Origin of the sequence: Pseudomonas alkylphenolica (assembly GCF_004025535.1) — a bacterium.
Taxonomy (GTDB): Bacteria; Pseudomonadota; Gammaproteobacteria; order Pseudomonadales; family Pseudomonadaceae; genus Aquipseudomonas; species Aquipseudomonas alkylphenolica_A.
Genome location: NZ_QJRG01000033.1, coordinates 356,755 through 373,029, shown reverse-complemented (window position 1 = coordinate 373,029; position 16,275 = coordinate 356,755). Strand labels below are relative to the sequence as shown.

Below are 16,275 nucleotides of genomic sequence, written 5' to 3'. Positions count from 1 at the left end.
TGCGGTCTCAGGCGGCCTGTTTGGCAGTGACGAAAGCGGCAAGGCTGGTCACGCTGGTGAAATGATTGCGGGTGTCTTTGGCATCGGCGTCGATCTTGATGCCGTACTTCTTCTGGATGGCCAGGCCGAGTTCCAGTGCGTCCACAGAGTCCAGGCCAAGGCCTTCGCCGAACAGGGGCTGATCGTCGTCGATATCTTGAGAGCTGATGTCTTCAAGGCCTAGCGCCTCGATGATCAACAGCTTGATGTCACGGTTAAGGTCTTGCTGTGGAACGCTCATCTTTGGCGAGCTCCTTGATGAAATACTGGTGCAGGTAATCATTGAGTTTACGCGATGCCTGGGGTGCGGGCCCCAGGTCAGCGAACGCCTGCGGGTCGATATCGTCGCCGATTTGCAGGCTGAAGTGCACGCGGCGTAGCGGAATGCGGTACCAGGGTTCGGCCTTGGTCAAGGTCGTGGGGCTGACCTTGATGGTCACCGGTGTGATGATCTTCGCACCGCGCAGGGCGATTGCGGCGGCGCCACGATGAAAGGCGGGCATCTGCCCGGGCAGTGTGCGCGTGCCTTCGGGGAAAATGATCAGGGTCTGGCCATCGTGCAGGGCGTTCACTGCGTTGTCGAGCATGTCCATGCTGCCGTCGTTGCTGATGTATTCGGCCGCGCGCACCGGGCCACGGGTGAACAGGTTGCGCCACAGGCTCTGCTTGACCACGCAGTTAGCCTGGCGTACCAGGCCGATGAGAAACACGACATCGATCAGCGAGGGGTGGTTGGCGAGGATCATTTGCCCGGGGCGGCCAAGCTTTTCTGCGCCACGCACTTCGTAGGTCAATACGCGAGCGACCGCCATGAAGCGAATGAAACGCCAGAACAGCCAGCTTATGGTGTGCCGCACCCGCTGACGATGGCGGGTACGGTCGCCAGGCAGGCAGGCCAGCAACGGCAGCCCCAGTATGCGCAGGCACAGGCAGCCGACGCCGAACAGGCAGAAGCTGCCAGCGGTAGCCAGCAGGCGCCAGTAGAAATGGTCTTGTGGCCGGCTCACGGCTTGTGTTGCCAGTGCCATGTGCGGCGTTTCCCGGCGTGGGTCCAGCCAGCCTGGCCGGTCAGCAGGTTACGCAGCCAGCTCAGGGCGTGCGGCTCGCTGACAACGACCGGATTCGTGGCATCTTGCTTGCCGAGTGCCAGAGACCAGCTATTTCCTGGAGTCAGCAGCAATCCCAGGGCATAGTCGAACGGCACGTCATCAACCCAGTCGCGATACGCTGCGGGCGGTTGCTCCTCAACGATGATCAGCAGTACCGCCGGGGCGCCATCGTGCAGCAGCCCGGCAGCCTCCAGCAACCCTTGCTCAAAACCGTCAGCGCTGGCGGCAATGGCGCTCATCTCACAGGTTTCACCGCGCATGATCGACCACAGGCCGATCACCGCATTGTGCACCGAAAGGCTGAATTGGGTAGGTGATAGCGGTTGCTCTTCAGCCAGATCACTGAGAATGGCGAAAGTGCGCGGAGTTTCTCCATGCCGCGAGACAAACACTAGAGGCACATCGCGCAAGCCATCGGCCAACGGCCAGCCGACGGCAAAGGCCATGCGGGCCAGACGGCTCAGACGGCGGCGGTGCATGGCAGGCAGAAATGATACATCCGGCGCTTGGTCAGAGGGCGGGAAAGCCTGTGTTGCCTGGCTCCAGCGCTGCCAGTCGGCAGTCGTCTGCACGCCTGGCGCCCAGGCTCGCCACTGGCTGATGTCGAATGTGATCACAATGCTTGTTTCCCGCCCTGAGGGACTTCCTTGCCGAGGGTGTGGCTCGCGGCTAGCGAATTGGCAGGGTGTGGTGCTATCGCCGAGTGGCGCGCATTATCCCGGTGACGCTGGCGCGGAGCAAATGCTGGTTGTAACTGCGTCTGCCTGTAAAAGACCTCGAACAATCAAGTTTGTCAGAACGGTCGTTTTTTTCCCGACAGGCGGCGGCAATCGGTTGTCGGTCGATTCCTCAACAAGTTGAGGCAGGTGGTACTGGTCAAGCCAGCGCCGGCACCACATACTCGGTCATTCCCAGATACACGGAGGTCTTTCCATGCGGCGCGTGGTGTTCAATCAGAAAGGTGGTGTGGGTAAATCGAGTATCGCTTGTAACCTGGCGGCGGTGAGTGCCAGTGAAGGCTATCGAACCTTGCTGATCGACCTGGATGCCCAGGCCAACTCGACCCAGTACCTGACCGGCCTGACCGGTGAGGACATTCCCATGGGTATTGCCGACTTCTTCAAGCAAACCCTGTCGTCGGGGCCGTTTGCCAAGAAGAACAAGGTCGATATTTACGAAACGCCCTTCGACAACCTGCATGTGGTTACCGCCACGGCCGAGCTGGCCGACCTGCAGCCCAAGCTTGAGGCCAAACACAAGATCAACAAGCTGCGCAAACTGCTCGATGATCTGGATGAAGACTATGACCGGATCTATCTGGACACGCCGCCTGCGTTGAACTTCTATGCGGTTTCTGCGCTGATCGCCGCTGATCGTGTGCTGATTCCCTTTGACTGTGACAGCTTCTCCCGCCAGGCACTGTACGGCCTGCTGGCTGAAATCGAAGAGCTCAAGGACGACCACAACGAAGACCTGCAAGTCGAAGGCATCGTGGTCAACCAGTTCCAGGCCAGGGCCAGCCTGCCTCAGCAGATGCTCGACGAGCTGCTGGCCGAAGGTCTGCCGGTGTTGCCGGTGTACCTCAACAGCTCAGTGAAGATGCGTGAGTCGCACCAGGCCAGCCTGCCGTTGATTCATCTGGAACCGCGACACAAGCTGACCCAGCAGTTTGTCGAGCTGCACGCACTGCTTGAAGAAAACGCCTAAACCCCTTGGCTACGCAACCACTCCAGGAGTTGCTGGAGTGGGAAAGCACCACTCTGGCGCGCCACTTCCCGGCCATTTTTGAACAGGATCAGGCTGGGAATCGAACGAATCGCCAATTGCCCCGCCAGTTGCTGGTTGGCCTCGCTGTCCAGCTTGGCCAGGCGGCAGCGCCCGCTCAACTGGCTGGCAGCCTGCTCGAAGGTCGGTGCAAAGGATTTGCACGGCCCGCACCAGTCAGCCCAGACGTCGATCAGCAACGGCAGGTCGCCTTTGATCTGGCTGGCGTAGTCGCCTTGCTTGAGGTCGAAAGGTTTGCTCAGCAACACCGGGCTTTTGCAGCGGCCGCATTTGGGCGTGTCGCCGAGGCGCCCGGCAGGAATGCGGTTCAGGCCGTTGCAGTGCGGACAGGGTATTACCAGTGAATCGGTCATGGGGGCTCCAGGGTTTCGCTATGGCGGTCAGGACGAGCAGCTGATTTCCAGGTGTTTGCCCCACTCCGGCGGTCGTTCGGCATAGGCCTGCATGTCCGGCTGCTCGTCGAACGGCTTGCACAGCACCTGATGCAGCCGCCGCACTTCCTCATAGTCACCGCCTTCAGCGGCTTCGATGGCCCGTTGCGCCAGATAATTGCGCAGGATGTAGAGCGGATTAACGGCGTGCATGCGCTCGCGACGCCCTTCGGCGTTACCAGGCTCGCGGGCGATGCGCGCCAGATAGTCGTCTGCCCAGCGGTCGAACCCGGCCAGGTCGATGAAGTCATCACGGACCACGCGCACCGCCTCGTCGGCAGGCTGGTCGCCGAGCGTACGGAAGAACAGGGTGTAATCCACTGCGCCGGGCTGCATCAGTTGCAGCAGGCGTTCGATCAGGGCCTTGTCGCCTTCGTGCGCTTCGGTCAGCCCCAGGCGACGACGCATCAGGTGCAGGTAGTGCGCCTCGTACAATGGCAGGAACAAGGCCAGGGTCTGTTGCAACGCCTCGACGCTGATGAACGGCGTCAGGGCCTGGGCCAGGGCACTGAGGTTCCAGTGGGCGACTGGCACCTGATTGCTGTAGCTGTAGCGGCCCTGGTCGTCGGAATGGTTGCAGATGAAGTTGGCGTCGAAGTCATCGAGGAAGGCAAACGGGCCGAAGTCGAAGGTGATGCCCAGGATCGACATGTTGTCGGTGTTCATCACGCCATGGCAGAAGCCGTAAGCCTGCCAGAGGGCAATCAGCTCGGCATTGCGCTCGACGATGCTGCGAAACATTGCCAGGTAAGGCTCGGGCTCGGTCTGGCACTCAGGGAAATGCTGGCTCAGCACGTGCTCGGCGAGAATGCGCTGTTGCTCGGGCTGACGGGTGTAGTAGAAATACTCGAAGTGACCGAAGCGCACATGGCTCGGCGCCAGGCGCAGCACCATTGCCGCGCGCTCCTGGGTTTCACGCCAGACCGGCGTGCTCGAACCGATGACGCACAAGGCTCGGCTGCTCGGGATGCCCAGGGCATGCAGGGCTTCACTGGCAAGAAACTCACGGATCGACGAGCGCAGCACGGCACGGCCGTCGCCCATGCGCGAGTAGGGGGTTTGCCCGGCACCCTTGAGGTGCAGGTCCCAGTGTTCGCCAGCGTCGTTGTAGACCTCACCGAGGAGCAAGCCGCGACCATCGCCCAGACGTGGGCTGTAGCCACCGAACTGGTGCCCGGAATAGACCATCGCCCGAGGCTCGGCCTCGCTCCAGAGCTTGTGGCCGCCAAACAGTTCGGCAAATACCGGTGAGTGCGCCTCGGTCGGCTCCAGGTCGAGCAGCGCCATGGCGGCGTCGCTGGCAACCACCAGGCGCGGCTCGGCAATCGGCTCGGGCAGCACCGAGGTTGAGAAGGCATCGCCCAGGCGGGCGAAACGGTTGTCGAAGGTCAGTTCGTCGAGGGCTTTCAACGGCCATCTCCTGAAGAAAACCTGAGTATTCTGCAAGGGTATGGCCGTCTGCGTCCAGTCAGGCCAGTTTGCCTGGCGCGGTGTCGTCCGGTTTGTCGTCACTGTCTGACGGTTTCACGATCACCGTCTTGTCGTGCTGCTCCACGGGCACCATCTTGTATTCCTGACCCTGCATGTTCTTCAGGTAGACCTCCATCTGCCGGAACGAGATGTTGATCTTCTGCTTCTTGAACTCCTTGTTGATGAAGCGGTTGATCTCGTCCAGTACCGGGTTACGGTCGCCCAGGTCACGCACGTGCATGCGCAGTTCGTGGTCGAGGGTGCTTTCACCGAAGTTGAGGAAGTAGACGATCGGCTCCGGTTCCTTGAGCACCCGCGGGTTGTCCTTGGCCGCTTTGAGTAGCAGCTCGCGCACCAGGTCCAGGTCCGAGCCGTAGTCGACCCCCAGCTTGAGGGTGACGCGGGTGACGGTGTCGGTCAGCGACCAGTTGATCAGTTGCCCGGTGATGAAGGTCTTGTTCGGGACAATGATGTCCTTGCGGTCGAAGTCGGTGATGGTGGTGGCGCGGATCCGGATCTTGCTGACCGTGCCGGACAGGTTGCCGATGGTGATGGTGTCACCGATACGCACCGGGCGTTCGAACAGGATCATGATGCCGGAGATGAAGTTGGCGAAGATCTCCTGCATGCCGAAGCCCAGGCCCACCGACAGGGCGGCGACCAGCCACTGCAGCTTGTCCCAGCTCACGCCCAGTGCCGAGAGCGTCGAGACAAAACCGACCCCGGCAATCACGTAGGAGAGCAGGGTGGTCGTGGCGTAGGCGCTGCCCTGGGCCAGGTTCAGACGGGACAGCACCAACACTTCCAGCAAGCCCGGCAAGTTGCCGGCCAGGGCGATGGTGATGCCGATGATTACCAGCGCACCGAGCAGGTCGCTGAGGCTGATTGGCACCATGCTCATGGTCGCGCCGGTGCCGCTGGTGTATTCGTACAGGGTGATGTTGTCGAGGTAGGCGACCACGCTGATCAGGTCGGACCAGACCCAGTAGAGTGCCCCGATGAAGCCGCCGAGCAGGGCCAGGCGGATCAGGCGCAGCGACTGCTGGTTGACCTGTTCAATGTCCAGGGTCGGCTCTTCGACGATCACTTCGCCATCCAGGCCCTCCTTGGTGGCCTGGCGCTTGCTCAGTGCGCGCTGGTAAGCCAGGCGGCGGGCAGCCACTGCCAGGCCGCGCACAAACGCCGCCTCGATGACCAGCCAGAACATCAGCAGGTAGAGGGTGTCGATCAGGCGATCGGTGAGTTTCAGCGCGGTGTAGTAGTAGCCGAAACACACGGCGATGAACAAGGCGATCGGCAGGGCGGTGAAGGCCACCCCTACGGCCTGGCGAAACAGTGAGGTGTTGCGGTGGGCCGGGCTGCTGATCAGCAGGCGGCTGAGCAACCAGGTCATCAAGGCGTAGCAGGTCAGCACCACGCCGATGCCGAGCACATCATCTGCCAGCGCCGACGGCTGGTGCTCGGCCACGGCGACGACACCGACCAGTGCCAGGACCACGGCGCCGAGGCGGCGGATCCATCGGCGCAGGAATTCGACCTGGGCCTTTTCCCAACGAAAATGCAGTTCGGCCACGCCGCCCGGGGCCAGGATGCGGTAGGCGGTGTAGAACACCATCCAGGCCTGGGCGACTTGCCAGAGCGCGGCGCCGAGGTTGGCGTTCTGCCCGCGGGCGTCGATCTGCAGGGCAAAACCGCACAACGCCAGGCCCAGGCTGACCGGCAGGGCGAGGAGAATGTTGATCAGGATCGCCTGCGGCGTATGCCACTGGCTGTCACGCTTGAAGTGACCGACGTCCTTGTGGACCTTGTTCAGGCGGCCATACAGGTATTTTCGGCGCCACAGCAGTGCGCCGATCAACAGCAGCAGCGGCAGGAACAACAACGGGCGCTGTAGCAAACCGTCGCCAAGTTCCTTGATTCCGGCACCCCACGGCAGGCTGATCAGCTGCTTTTTCAGGCGTTCGGGCACCGTGCTCAGCCACTCCAGGTCCAGCGGCTTGTTGCTCGGAATCCAGAACATCTGCTCGTCGAGCGTCTTGCGCAGGCTCTGCGAGGTACTCAGCAGTTGCTTCTGGTTCAACTGCAGGGTGATGGACTCGTTCAGCAGTGCACTCAGTTCGCGGTTCAGCCGTTCGAGCAGGTCGTTGCGGGTGAACGCTACCTCGAGCAAGGCCTTGCGCAGTTGCGGAGTGACGTTTTCTTCGGGCTGGTTGGCCAGCAGTTTGTCGACGTAGGCGCTCGGGCTGGTGATCTGCTCACGCTGCTGGTTGATCTCGAATTGATACAGGCGGATATCGGCGATCTGGTCGGCGAGGTCGCGATCGACCTTCAGGTGGGGCAGCGACTGCTTCTGCTTGTAGAGAATCTTCGACAGCAACAGGCTGCCGCGCAGGACGTTGATCTGCTCATCCAGGGCCTGGTCGGCCTGGGTCAGGCTGTCCAGTTGCTGCTTGGTCTTGAGGTTCTGCTGGGTGAGTTCGTTGAGGCGGTCGGTGCTGCGCAGCAGGTAGTCGGAGAGCTTGAGGTTGGCCGCGCTTTCGGTGGCCAGCAAGGTGCTGCCGCCGGCTTTCTGGGCTTCGATCGACTGCTCGGTAACCGTCTGCTGGGACTGCGCCAGGCGCTTCTGGTTGATCAGGGTCTGCAGGTCCTGGATTTCCTGTTCCAGGCGGGCGACGCGCTCGATCAGCAGGTCATGCTGGCTGTTGCCCAGGTCTTGCAGCAGGCTGTTGCCTGCCAGCTCCTGGCGGCGCAGCACGGTGACGGCATTGATCGCGGCCAGTTCGGCGTTGAGCTGGTTGCGCTGATCGGCGGACAACGTTTTGCCGCCGTCCTTGCCAATCTTCAGGCTGTTGTTGATCTGCTGTGCGCGGGTCTGGTTGGCGCTGATTTCGGCCTGCGCACGCTCGGGACGGGTCTGAGCGGTGATGGTCAGGCTGTTGGCTTCAGACAGCGCCTTTTGCAGTTCACCCTGCTCGGTGTTGCGTTCGGAGAGTATCTGTTCCAGCTGCGGCACGTTCAGCGCGGCGTAGCGCTGGGCGACCGGCACCACTTTGCTGTCGTTGAGCTTGCGCAGTTCGCGCTGGTTTTCGCTGGTTTTGTGCGGTGCATCGGCAAGCTGTTGCTTGAGTGCAACCAGCTTTTTCTCGGCATCTTCCTTGCTGGAGAGGAAGGCCAGGGTTTGCTCGAGTACCTGTTGCAGGGCTTTCTGCTCGGCCTCGGGCAGCTTGCGCTCGGCAATCTTGTCCAGGCTGTTTTGTATGGACGCACTGGTCGGCGGTTCTGCCGCCCAGACGGAGGAGAGTGACAGGCACAGCCCGAGCAGGGCTGCGCATACAGTGGTGCGCAGGGACATAGGCAGAATGTTCTAGCAAGCAGGGGCGAAGTAATGAGTTTAAAGGAACAACCCGGGGCCGGGTCGAGTTCCTTCGGGGAATTTGACGCCCACTTTGCTGATCTTGTTCCCTTCCATCACCGCCACTGTCCAGAGCGTGTTGTTCCATTCGATCTGGTCGCCGACGACCGGTGCACCGCCAACCTTCTGTGCAATGAAGCGGCTCAGGGGCATGTGCGGGTCCTGGCCGGCGAGCGGCAAACCGTACAACGCCGCTACAGCCCCCAGTTCTGCGTCACCTTCGAGCACAAAGTCGCCGAAGAAACGCAGATCGAGACCACGCTGTGGCGCCTGACTGAACAGCTTGCCGAGGGCTGGAAGGTTGTGTTCGTGGCCGATCACGCAGAGCAGGTCATCGACTTCCAGGGTGGTACTTCCCGACGGATGGAGCAGTTGCTGGCCACGAAACAGGGCAGCAATACGGGTGCCTTCGGGCATTTTCAGTTCGCGCAGTGCTGCGCCGATGCACCATTTTTCCGCACCCAGGCGATAAACGAACAGTTCCCACTCGCTGGTGATGTGCACTTCGAGGGCCGAGCGGGAGATGGGCGCCGGGTCTGGTGGTACCGTGACCTTGAGCAGCTTGGCCACCCACGGCAGGCTGGTGCCCTGCACCAGCAGCGAAACCAGCACGATAAAGAACGCCAGGTTGAAGAACAGCTGGGCATCGGGTAACCCGGCCATCAACGGGAACACTGCCAGAATGATCGGTACCGCACCGCGCAATCCGACCCAGGAAATGAAGGCTTTCTCGCGGCCGTGGAAGGCCTTGAACGGCAGCAGGCTGGCCACCACCGACAACGGCCGGGCGAAGATGATCATCCACAACGCCAGGCCCAGGGCGGGCAGGGCGATGGGTAGCAGGTCGTGCGGGGTAACCAGCAGCCCCAGCACCAGGAACATGCCGATCTGGGCCAGCCAGGCCATGCCGTCGAGCATGTGCAAAATGCCATGGCGGCTGCGGATCGGCCGGTTGCCCAGCACCAGGCCGCACAGGTACACCGCGAGGAAGCCGCTGCCGTGCAAGGCGTTGGTGAGGGAGAACACTACCAGTCCGCCAGCCACTACCAGGATCGGGTACAGGCCACCGGCCAGGTTGATGCGGTTGACCAGTTGCAGCATCAGCCAGCCGCCACCCAGGCCCAGCAGGCCGCCGATACCGAATTCGCGCAGCAGGTGGGTCAACAGGCTCCAGTGCAGGCCGGTCTGGCCGCTGGCAATCATGTCGATCAGGGTCACGGTGAGAAACACGGCCATCGGGTCGTTACTGCCCGACTCGATTTCCAGCGTCGCGGTTACCCGTTCGTTCAGGCCTTTGCCGCCGAGCAGGGAAAACACCGCCGCAGCATCCGTAGAGCCAACGATTGCGCCGATTAGCAGGCCCTGTATCAGGCTCAGGTTGAACAGCCAGGCGGCGACCATGCCGGTCAGGCCGGTGGTGATCAGTACGCCTACCGTGGCCAGCGACAGTGCGGGCCAGAGGGCGACGCGAAAACTCGCCACGCGCGTGCGCAAGCCGCCATCGAGGAGGATCACCGCCAGTGCCAGGTTGCCCACCAGGTAAGCGGTCGGGTAGTTATTGAAAATGATGCCGCCGCCATCGACGCCAGCGAGCATGCCGACGGCAAGAATGATGACCAGGATCGGGATGCCCAGGCGTGATGACAGCGAGCTGACCAGAATACTTGCACCTACCAGCAATGCGCCGATCAAGAACAGGCTATTGATGGTGGACGCATCCAAAGGCAGTACTCCGGGGAAAAGCAGGAAGGGGGCGATCAGCTGTGGATAAGCAGTTCGCGTGCCAATCGATTCTAACCTGATGAATTGGCAGCATGTAAAGCGTTTCTGCAGATGAAAAAAAAGCACCGCGATGGGTGCCTTTTTTTGTGTTGCCTGGAATGGCCCTATCGCGGCTAAAGCCGCTCCTACAAGGAGCGGCTTTAGCCGCGAAGAGGCCGGTGCAGGGTTACTACGCCTGCTTGAGCTCACGCATCGCTTTGCCTTTTACCGGTGCATCCTTGGCAACGTAGTACTTGGCAGTGCTACGCGGCAACGACTGGCGGCCACGGATCTTGTCGGAGATTTTCTCGGCGATCATGATCGTGGTGGCGTTGAGGTTACCGGTGATGATGATCGGCATGATCGAGGCATCGACCACGCGCAGACCCTGCATGCCATGCACGCGACCCTGGCCATCGACCACGGCCATGTCGTCGGTGCCCATCTTGCACGAGCAGGACGGGTGAAACGCGGTTTCGGCGTGTTCACGGATGAACGTGTCCAGTTCCTCGTCCGTCTGCACGTCGGCACCCGGGCTGATTTCACGGCCACGGTAGGCGTCCAGCGCCGGCTGGGCCATGATTTCACGGGTCAGGCGGATACCGTCACGGAACTCCTGCCAGTCCTGCTCGGTGGCCATGTAGTTGAACAGGATGCTCGGGTGCTGGCGTGGGTCTTTCGACTTGGCCTGGATACGGCCGCGGCTTGGCGAACGCATCGAACCCATGTGCGCCTGGAAACCGTGTTCCTGTACGCCATTGCTGCCGTTGTAGTTAATCGCCACCGGGAGGAAGTGGTACTGGATGTTCGGCCACTTGAATTCAGGGCGGGTGCGGATGAAACCACCGGCCTCGAACTGGTTGCTGGCGCCGATACCGGTACCGTTGAACAGCCACTCGGCACCAATGGCCGGCTGGTTGTACCAGAGCAGCGACGGATACAGGGACACCGGTTGGGTACAGGCGTATTGCAGGTACAGCTCGAGGTGGTCCTGCAGGTTTTCACCAACGCCCGGCAGGTCGTGGACCACCGGAATGTCCAGGCTTTTCAGCAATTCGGCCGGGCCGACACCGGAGCGTTGCAGCAGTTGCGGCGAAGCGATGGCGCCGCTGCAGACGATGACTTCCTTGCGCGCACGGGCTTCCACGCGCTCTTCGCTGGCGCCGACCAGGTAGGTCACGCCAACGGCGCGCTTGCCGTCGAACAGCACGCGATCGGTCAGGGCGTGGGTGACGATGGTCAGGGTCGAACGCTTCTTGGCGGTGTCCAGGTAACCGCGGGCGGTGCTGGAGCGACGGCCTTTGGGCGTCACGGTACGGTCCATCGGACCGAAACCTTCCTGCTGGTAGCCGTTGAGGTCTTCGGTACGCGGGTAACCGGCCTGCACGCCGGCTTCGACCATGGCGTGAAACAGCGGGTTGTTGCCGGCTTTCGGCGTGGTCACGCTGACCGGGCCTTCGCCGCCGTGGTAGTCGTTCGCGCCGATGTCGCGGGTTTCCGCCTTGCGGAAGTACGGCAGGCAGTCCAGGTAGGTCCAGTCTTCCAGGCCTGGCAGTTCAGCCCAGCCGTCGAAGTCCATGGCGTTACCACGGATGTAGCACATGCCGTTGATCAACGACGAGCCACCCAGGCCCTTGCCGCGACCGCACTCCATGCGGCGGCCGTCCATGTGCGGCTCCGGATCGGTCTCGTAGGCCCAGTTGTAGCGGCGGCCCTGCAGCGGAAAAGCCAGGGCGGCCGGCATCTGGGTGCGGAAGTCGGCGCGGTAGTCCGGGCCGCCGGCTTCGAGCAGCAAAACAGTGACGCCTTCGTCTTCGGTCAGGCGGGTCGCCAGGGTGTTACCGGCAGAACCGGCACCGACGATGATGTAATCGAATTCATGGGACATTGCTGTTCCCTCATGTTGGCAGTAGGCAGGAAAGCGGGATAGCGCCCGGGCCTTGCGGACCGGGCGCGGCTACAGGGGTGCTCAGAACACCGAGTTGTAGTTGCCCAGCTCTACCTGTACCGATTTGATGCGGGTGTACTGCGCCAGCGAGCTCACGCCGTTTTCACGGCCGACACCGGACTGCTTGTAGCCGCCAACCGGCATTTCCGCAGGCGACTCGCCCCAGGCGTTGATCCAGCAGATACCGGCTTCCAGCTGGTGGATGATGCGGTGCGCACGGCTGATGTCGTTGGTGCAGACGCCGGCGGCCAGGCCGTACTCGGTGTCGTTGGCGCGACGGATGACTTCTTCTTCGGTTTCGTAGGAGAGGATGCTCATTACCGGGCCGAAGATCTCTTCCTTGACGATGGTCATGTCGTCACGGCAGTCGGTGAATACGGTCGGTGCAACGAACGCGCCCTTGGCGAATTCGCCGTCGGTCAGGCGCTCGCCGCCGCACAGTACACGTGCGCCTTCTTCCTTGCCCTTGGCGATGTAGCCGAGCACGCTTTCCATGTGGGCGAAGCTGACCAGCGGGCCGAAGTTGGTGTTCTCGTCTTCAGGGTTGCCAACGCGGATGCGCGCAACGCGCTCGGCGATCTTGGCTTCGAAAGCCGCTTTCATCGAGGCCGGGATGAAGACACGGGTACCGTTGGTGCAGACCTGACCCGAGCTGTAGAAGTTGGCCATCATGGCGATGTCGGCGGCGCGATCGAGGTCGGCGTCTTCGCAGATGATCAGCGGCGACTTGCCACCCAGTTCCATGGTGACTTCCTTGAGCGTCGAGCTCGAAGCGCTGGCCATGACTTTCTTGCCGGTGGTGGTACCGCCGGTGAAGGAAATTTTTTCGATGCGCGGGTGCTCGGTCAGCCAGGTGCCGACTTCGCGGCCGCTGCCGGTCAGGACGTTGAACACGCCGTCCGGCAGGCCGGCTTCGGTGTAGATCTCGGCCAGCTTCAGGGTGGTCAGCGAGGTGACTTCCGACGGTTTGAAGATCATCGCGTTACCGGCCGCCAGGGCAGGTGCGGATTTCCACAGGGCGATCTGGATCGGGTAGTTCCAGGCACCGATGCCGACGGTTACGCCCAGTGGCTCGCGGCGGGTGTAGACGAACGAGCTGTCGCGCAGCGGGATCTGCTCGCCTTCAATGGCTGGCACCAGGCCTGCGTAGTACTCCAGTACGTCTGCACCGGTGACGATGTCGACGTAGCGGGTTTCGGAGTAGGACTTGCCGGTATCCAGGGTTTCCAGCGCGGCGAGCTCGTCATTGCGCTCACGCAGGATGTCGACGGCACGACGCAGGATGCGCGAACGCTGCATGGCAGTCATCGCCGCCCAGACTTTCTGGCCGCGCTCGGCGCTTTCTACAGCACGCTCGACGTCGGCTTGGGTAGCACGTTGTACCTGAGCGAGGACTTCGCCGTTGGCCGGGTTGATGGCGTCAAAGGTAGCGTCGCTGGAAGCGTCGACATAACCACCATCAATGTAGAGTTTTTGCAGTTCGAAACGGGCCATAGTGTCCTCGCAAGTGCATTGTGTTTTTGGCTATCCGAGCGGCGCTCCTGCCCGTTGGGCATTTGCGGCGCGTGATGGTTCAGAGGCCCGGGTTTGTGTGTTCGGGCTCGTCTGCTTCGCCAGTTGTAGATCCATGTATTCGTAAGCGATTTGCTGCGCCTGGTCGGTGTCGAAAGCGTCTCCGGACAAGGCACCGCGCAGCCACAGACCGTCGATCAACGCTGCCAGTCCACGGGCCGCACTGCGCGCTTCGGCGAGCGGCAGCACACGGCGGAACTGACAGCACAGGTTGGAATACAAGCGGTGATCGTTGATCCGCTGCAACCTGTGCAATGACGGCTGGTGCATGCTGGTGGACCAGAACGCCAACCAGGTTTTCATTGCCGGGCCGTTGACCTGACTGGCGTCGAAGTTGCCTTCGATGATCACCTGCAGGTGGGCACGCGGGCTGTTGTCCTTGAGCGCCTGCCGGCGGGCGGCGACGTTCTCGTTCAGCACGCTCATCAAGTACCGCATGGTCGCTGCGATCAGGCCGTTCTTGTCCTGAAAGTAGTGACTGATGATGCCATTCGACACACCGGCCAAACGGGCGATCAGCGCAATGCTGGCATCTCCCATGCCGACCTGGTCGACCGCCAGCAATGTGGCTTCGATCAACTGTTGGCGGCGAATGGGTTGCATACCGACCTTGGGCATTTTGCAAATCTCCTCAGGCCTGCGAGCAGTCGACGAGCGGCTGCCTCGGCGAAGGCCAGTCTATTTTGTTTTGATTGAACGTTCAATCAACAAAGAATAAGCTCTGCGACAATCTGTGCCATTGACAGCTTTTTCCTACAGTCGATTGGCCCAAATTGGCACCCCAAAAAGACGTGGAACCCCCGAAACACAAGGTGTTTACGGGTGCAAACGGTGCGTTGAACAGATCTGCCGGGCGGTCGCTGACTGCGCGGTCAATCCTCGAAGAGGGACTTTTGATCTGATTTTTTCAATGCAATCGATTCGGGATCACGGTTTTTCAGAGTGCTTTTATAACACCTGCTGCTGTGGGGCTATTGCACCATTTGCTCAGGGAAAGGTTGTTTTCGTTTCTCTCGCACTGCCCGGAGCCTACGTGCAATGAGTTCTGCCTCCCTTATCAAGACCCCTACCGAGAGGGTCCGGGTCAATAGCGTGGTGTTCATCACCTCCGCGTTGCTGATCCTTGTACTGACTGCCTTGCTTATCGCTGTACCGGAAAAAGCCGGCGAAGTGCTCAACGTCGCCCAGACATGGCTGACGCGCAGCTTCGGCTGGTATTACATGCTGGTGATCGGCGGCTACCTGGTATTCGTCATCGTTCTGGCCTTCTCCAGCTTCGGCAAGCTCAAGCTGGGCGGCAAGGACGACAAACCCGACTTCAGCTACGGCGCGTGGGCCGGCATGCTGTTCTCCTCGGGCATCGGCATTTCGCTGCTGTACTTCGGCGCTTCGGAGCCGCTGGATCACTACTTCAACCCGCCGGAAGGCACCTCGGCCAGCGCCGAAGCCGCGCGCCAGGGTCTGCAGCTGACCTTCCTCCACTGGGGCCTGCACGGCTGGGCTATCTACGCCCTGGTCGGCCTGGCCGTGGGCTACTTTGCCTACCGTCACAACCAGCCGCTGGCTCTGCGCTCTGCGCTGTACCCACTGATGGGCGAGCGTTGGGTCAAGGGTGGCGCCGGTCATGCGGTGGACATCTTCGGTATGTTCGTGACGCTGCTGGGTCTGGTGACCAACCTGGGCATCGGTTCGATGCAGGTGGCCTCGGGCCTGGAATACCTGTTCGGCATGGACCACAGCAAGACCAATCTGCTGATCGTGATCCTGGTCATGGCCACCGTCGCCACTGTGGCTGCAGTGTCTGGCGTAGAGAACGGCATTCGTCGCCTGTCGAACCTGAACATCATGTTGTTCAGCGGCCTGCTGATCTTCGTCCTGCTGGCGGGTGACACCCTGCACCTGCTCAACGGTTTCGTGCAGAACATCGGCGACTACCTCAACGGCATCGTGCTGAAGACCTTCGACCTCTACGTCTACGAAAGCGAGGCGGGCAAGTCCGAGCGCTGGCTGGGGCTGTGGACCGTGTTCTACTGGGCCTGGTGGATTTCCTGGGGCCCGTTCGTCGGCATGTTCATCGCCCGTATCTCCAAAGGCCGCACCGTGCGTGAGCTGGTGGCCGGGGTGCTGCTGATCCCGCTGGGCTTCACCCTGGCCTGGCTGTCGATCTTCGGCAACACCGCGCTGGACCTGGTGATGAACCATGGCGCCGTGGAGCTGGGCAAGACCGCGCTCGAGCAGCCGTCGATGTCGATCTACCAACTGCTGGAATTTTTCCCGGCGGCCAAGATTGTCATTGGTGTGGCGGTGTTCGTCGGCTTCGTGCTGTTCCTCACCCCGGCCGACTCTGGCGCGGTGATGATGGCTAACCTTTCGTGCAAAGGCGGCCAGGTCGACGAGGATGCGCCGCACTGGATGGTGGTGTTCTGGTCGGTGGTGATCACCCTGGTAACCATCGGTCTGCTGTTCGCCGGCAACTTCGCCGCCATGCAGACCATGGTGGTACTGGCCGGGCTGCCGTTCTCGGTGGTGCTGGTACTGTTCATGTTCGGTTTGTACAAGGCCATGAAGCAGGACAGCCAGATCGAACAGGAACAAGCCGAGCTGGCCGCTCGCGGTCGCCGCGGTTTCAGCGAGCGCCTGAGCCAGCTCGACCTGCAACCGACCCAGGCCATGGTCCAGCGCTTCATGGACAAGCAGGTCAGCCCAGCACTCAAGGATGCGGCGCAGCAGTTGCAGAACCTTGGTGTC

11 protein-coding genes and 1 pseudogene are annotated in these 16,275 nt (G+C 61.6%); 2 read left to right on the top strand and 10 right to left on the bottom strand.

Translation table 11 applies throughout. The annotated features are described in order from the left end of the window. Positions 1 to 7: 7 nt before the first annotated feature. From DM813_RS01715 to DM813_RS01705, 3 genes are read right to left on the bottom strand one after another with little or no spacing between them, the layout of a single operon-like run. On the bottom strand, positions 8 to 280 hold the full coding sequence (locus DM813_RS01715) for a phosphopantetheine-binding protein (protein WP_128321721.1): 273 nt from the start codon (positions 278 to 280) through the stop codon (positions 8 to 10). Then, the gene (locus DM813_RS01710) at positions 255 to 1,067 is read right to left on the bottom strand and encodes a lysophospholipid acyltransferase family protein (RefSeq protein WP_128321720.1); all 813 of its coding nucleotides are present in this window, start codon (positions 1,065 to 1,067) and stop codon (positions 255 to 257) included. Before DM813_RS01710 ends, DM813_RS01715 begins: the two co-directional genes overlap by 26 nt. Continuing rightward, complete coding sequence (locus tag DM813_RS01705; RefSeq protein ID WP_128321719.1) at positions 1,043 to 1,765, bottom strand: beta-ketoacyl synthase chain length factor; 723 nt, start codon at positions 1,763 to 1,765, stop codon at positions 1,043 to 1,045. Before DM813_RS01705 ends, DM813_RS01710 begins: the two co-directional genes overlap by 25 nt. Positions 1,766 to 2,081: 316 nt before the next feature. Here DM813_RS01705 and DM813_RS01700 point away from each other — a divergent pair, with 316 nt between their 5' ends. Next, on the top strand, positions 2,082 to 2,855 hold the full coding sequence (locus tag DM813_RS01700) for a ParA family protein (protein WP_128321718.1): 774 nt from the start codon (positions 2,082 to 2,084) through the stop codon (positions 2,853 to 2,855). Here DM813_RS01700 and trxC read toward each other — a convergent pair. The 7 genes from trxC to betI all read right to left on the bottom strand — a co-directional run bounded on the left by trxC (position 2,852) and on the right by betI (position 14,145). After that, positions 2,852 to 3,286 (bottom strand): thioredoxin TrxC, encoded by a 435-nt coding sequence (gene trxC, locus DM813_RS01695; protein ID WP_128321717.1) that lies wholly within the window; start codon positions 3,284 to 3,286, stop codon positions 2,852 to 2,854. The genes DM813_RS01700 and trxC overlap by 4 nt on opposite strands. 27 nt (positions 3,287 to 3,313) lie before the next feature. Beyond that, entirely contained in the window at positions 3,314 to 4,774 is a 1,461-nt protein-coding gene (selO, locus tag DM813_RS01690; protein WP_128321716.1) for a protein adenylyltransferase SelO, read from the bottom strand. 58 nt (positions 4,775 to 4,832) lie between these two features. Next, positions 4,833 to 8,186 carry a mechanosensitive channel MscK gene (gene mscK / locus DM813_RS01685; RefSeq protein WP_128321715.1) on the bottom strand — a complete coding sequence of 1,118 codons (3,354 nt, stop codon included), beginning with the start codon at positions 8,184 to 8,186 and terminating at the stop codon, positions 4,833 to 4,835. Between the two features lie 39 nt (positions 8,187 to 8,225). Beyond that, the gene (locus tag DM813_RS01680) at positions 8,226 to 9,968 is read right to left on the bottom strand and encodes a potassium/proton antiporter (RefSeq protein WP_128321714.1); all 1,743 of its coding nucleotides are present in this window, start codon (positions 9,966 to 9,968) and stop codon (positions 8,226 to 8,228) included. A 229-nt stretch (positions 9,969 to 10,197) separates the two neighbouring features. Beyond that, positions 10,198 to 11,895 carry a choline dehydrogenase gene (betA, locus tag DM813_RS01675; RefSeq protein ID WP_128321713.1) on the bottom strand — a complete coding sequence of 566 codons (1,698 nt, stop codon included), beginning with the start codon at positions 11,893 to 11,895 and terminating at the stop codon, positions 10,198 to 10,200. 81 nt (positions 11,896 to 11,976) lie between these two features. Then, positions 11,977 to 13,449: a betaine-aldehyde dehydrogenase gene (gene betB / locus DM813_RS01670; RefSeq protein WP_128321712.1), complete on the bottom strand. Its 1,473-nt coding sequence runs from the start codon at positions 13,447 to 13,449 to the stop codon at positions 11,977 to 11,979. Positions 13,450 to 13,479: 30 nt separating this feature from the next. Then, a complete protein-coding gene (gene betI, locus DM813_RS01665; RefSeq protein ID WP_128321711.1) occupies positions 13,480 to 14,145 on the bottom strand; it encodes a transcriptional regulator BetI in 666 nt (221 codons plus the stop codon). A 477-nt stretch (positions 14,146 to 14,622) separates the two neighbouring features. Here betI and DM813_RS01660 point away from each other — a divergent pair. Further along, a pseudogene (locus tag DM813_RS01660) lies at positions 14,623 to 16,187 on the top strand (BCCT family transporter); the annotation flags it as partial. Positions 16,188 to 16,275 lie beyond the last annotated feature (88 nt).

What these genes read in the sequence shown, in the direction of transcription:
- DM813_RS01715 (WP_128321721.1), bottom strand. Translation starts at nt 280, where the DNA reads ATGAGCGTTCCACAGCAAGACCTTAACCGTGACATCAAGCTGTTGATC.
- DM813_RS01710 (WP_128321720.1), bottom strand. Translation starts at nt 1,067, where the DNA reads ATGGCACTGGCAACACAAGCCGTGAGCCGGCCACAAGACCATTTCTAC.
- DM813_RS01700 (WP_128321718.1), top strand. Translation starts at nt 2,082, where the DNA reads ATGCGGCGCGTGGTGTTCAATCAGAAAGGTGGTGTGGGTAAATCGAGT.
- trxC (WP_128321717.1), bottom strand. Translation starts at nt 3,286, where the DNA reads ATGACCGATTCACTGGTAATACCCTGTCCGCACTGCAACGGCCTGAAC.
- mscK (WP_128321715.1), bottom strand. Translation starts at nt 8,186, where the DNA reads ATGTCCCTGCGCACCACTGTATGCGCAGCCCTGCTCGGGCTGTGCCTG.
- betA (WP_128321713.1), bottom strand. Translation starts at nt 11,895, where the DNA reads ATGTCCCATGAATTCGATTACATCATCGTCGGTGCCGGTTCTGCCGGT.
- betB (WP_128321712.1), bottom strand. Translation starts at nt 13,449, where the DNA reads ATGGCCCGTTTCGAACTGCAAAAACTCTACATTGATGGTGGTTATGTC.
- betI (WP_128321711.1), bottom strand. Translation starts at nt 14,145, where the DNA reads ATGCCCAAGGTCGGTATGCAACCCATTCGCCGCCAACAGTTGATCGAA.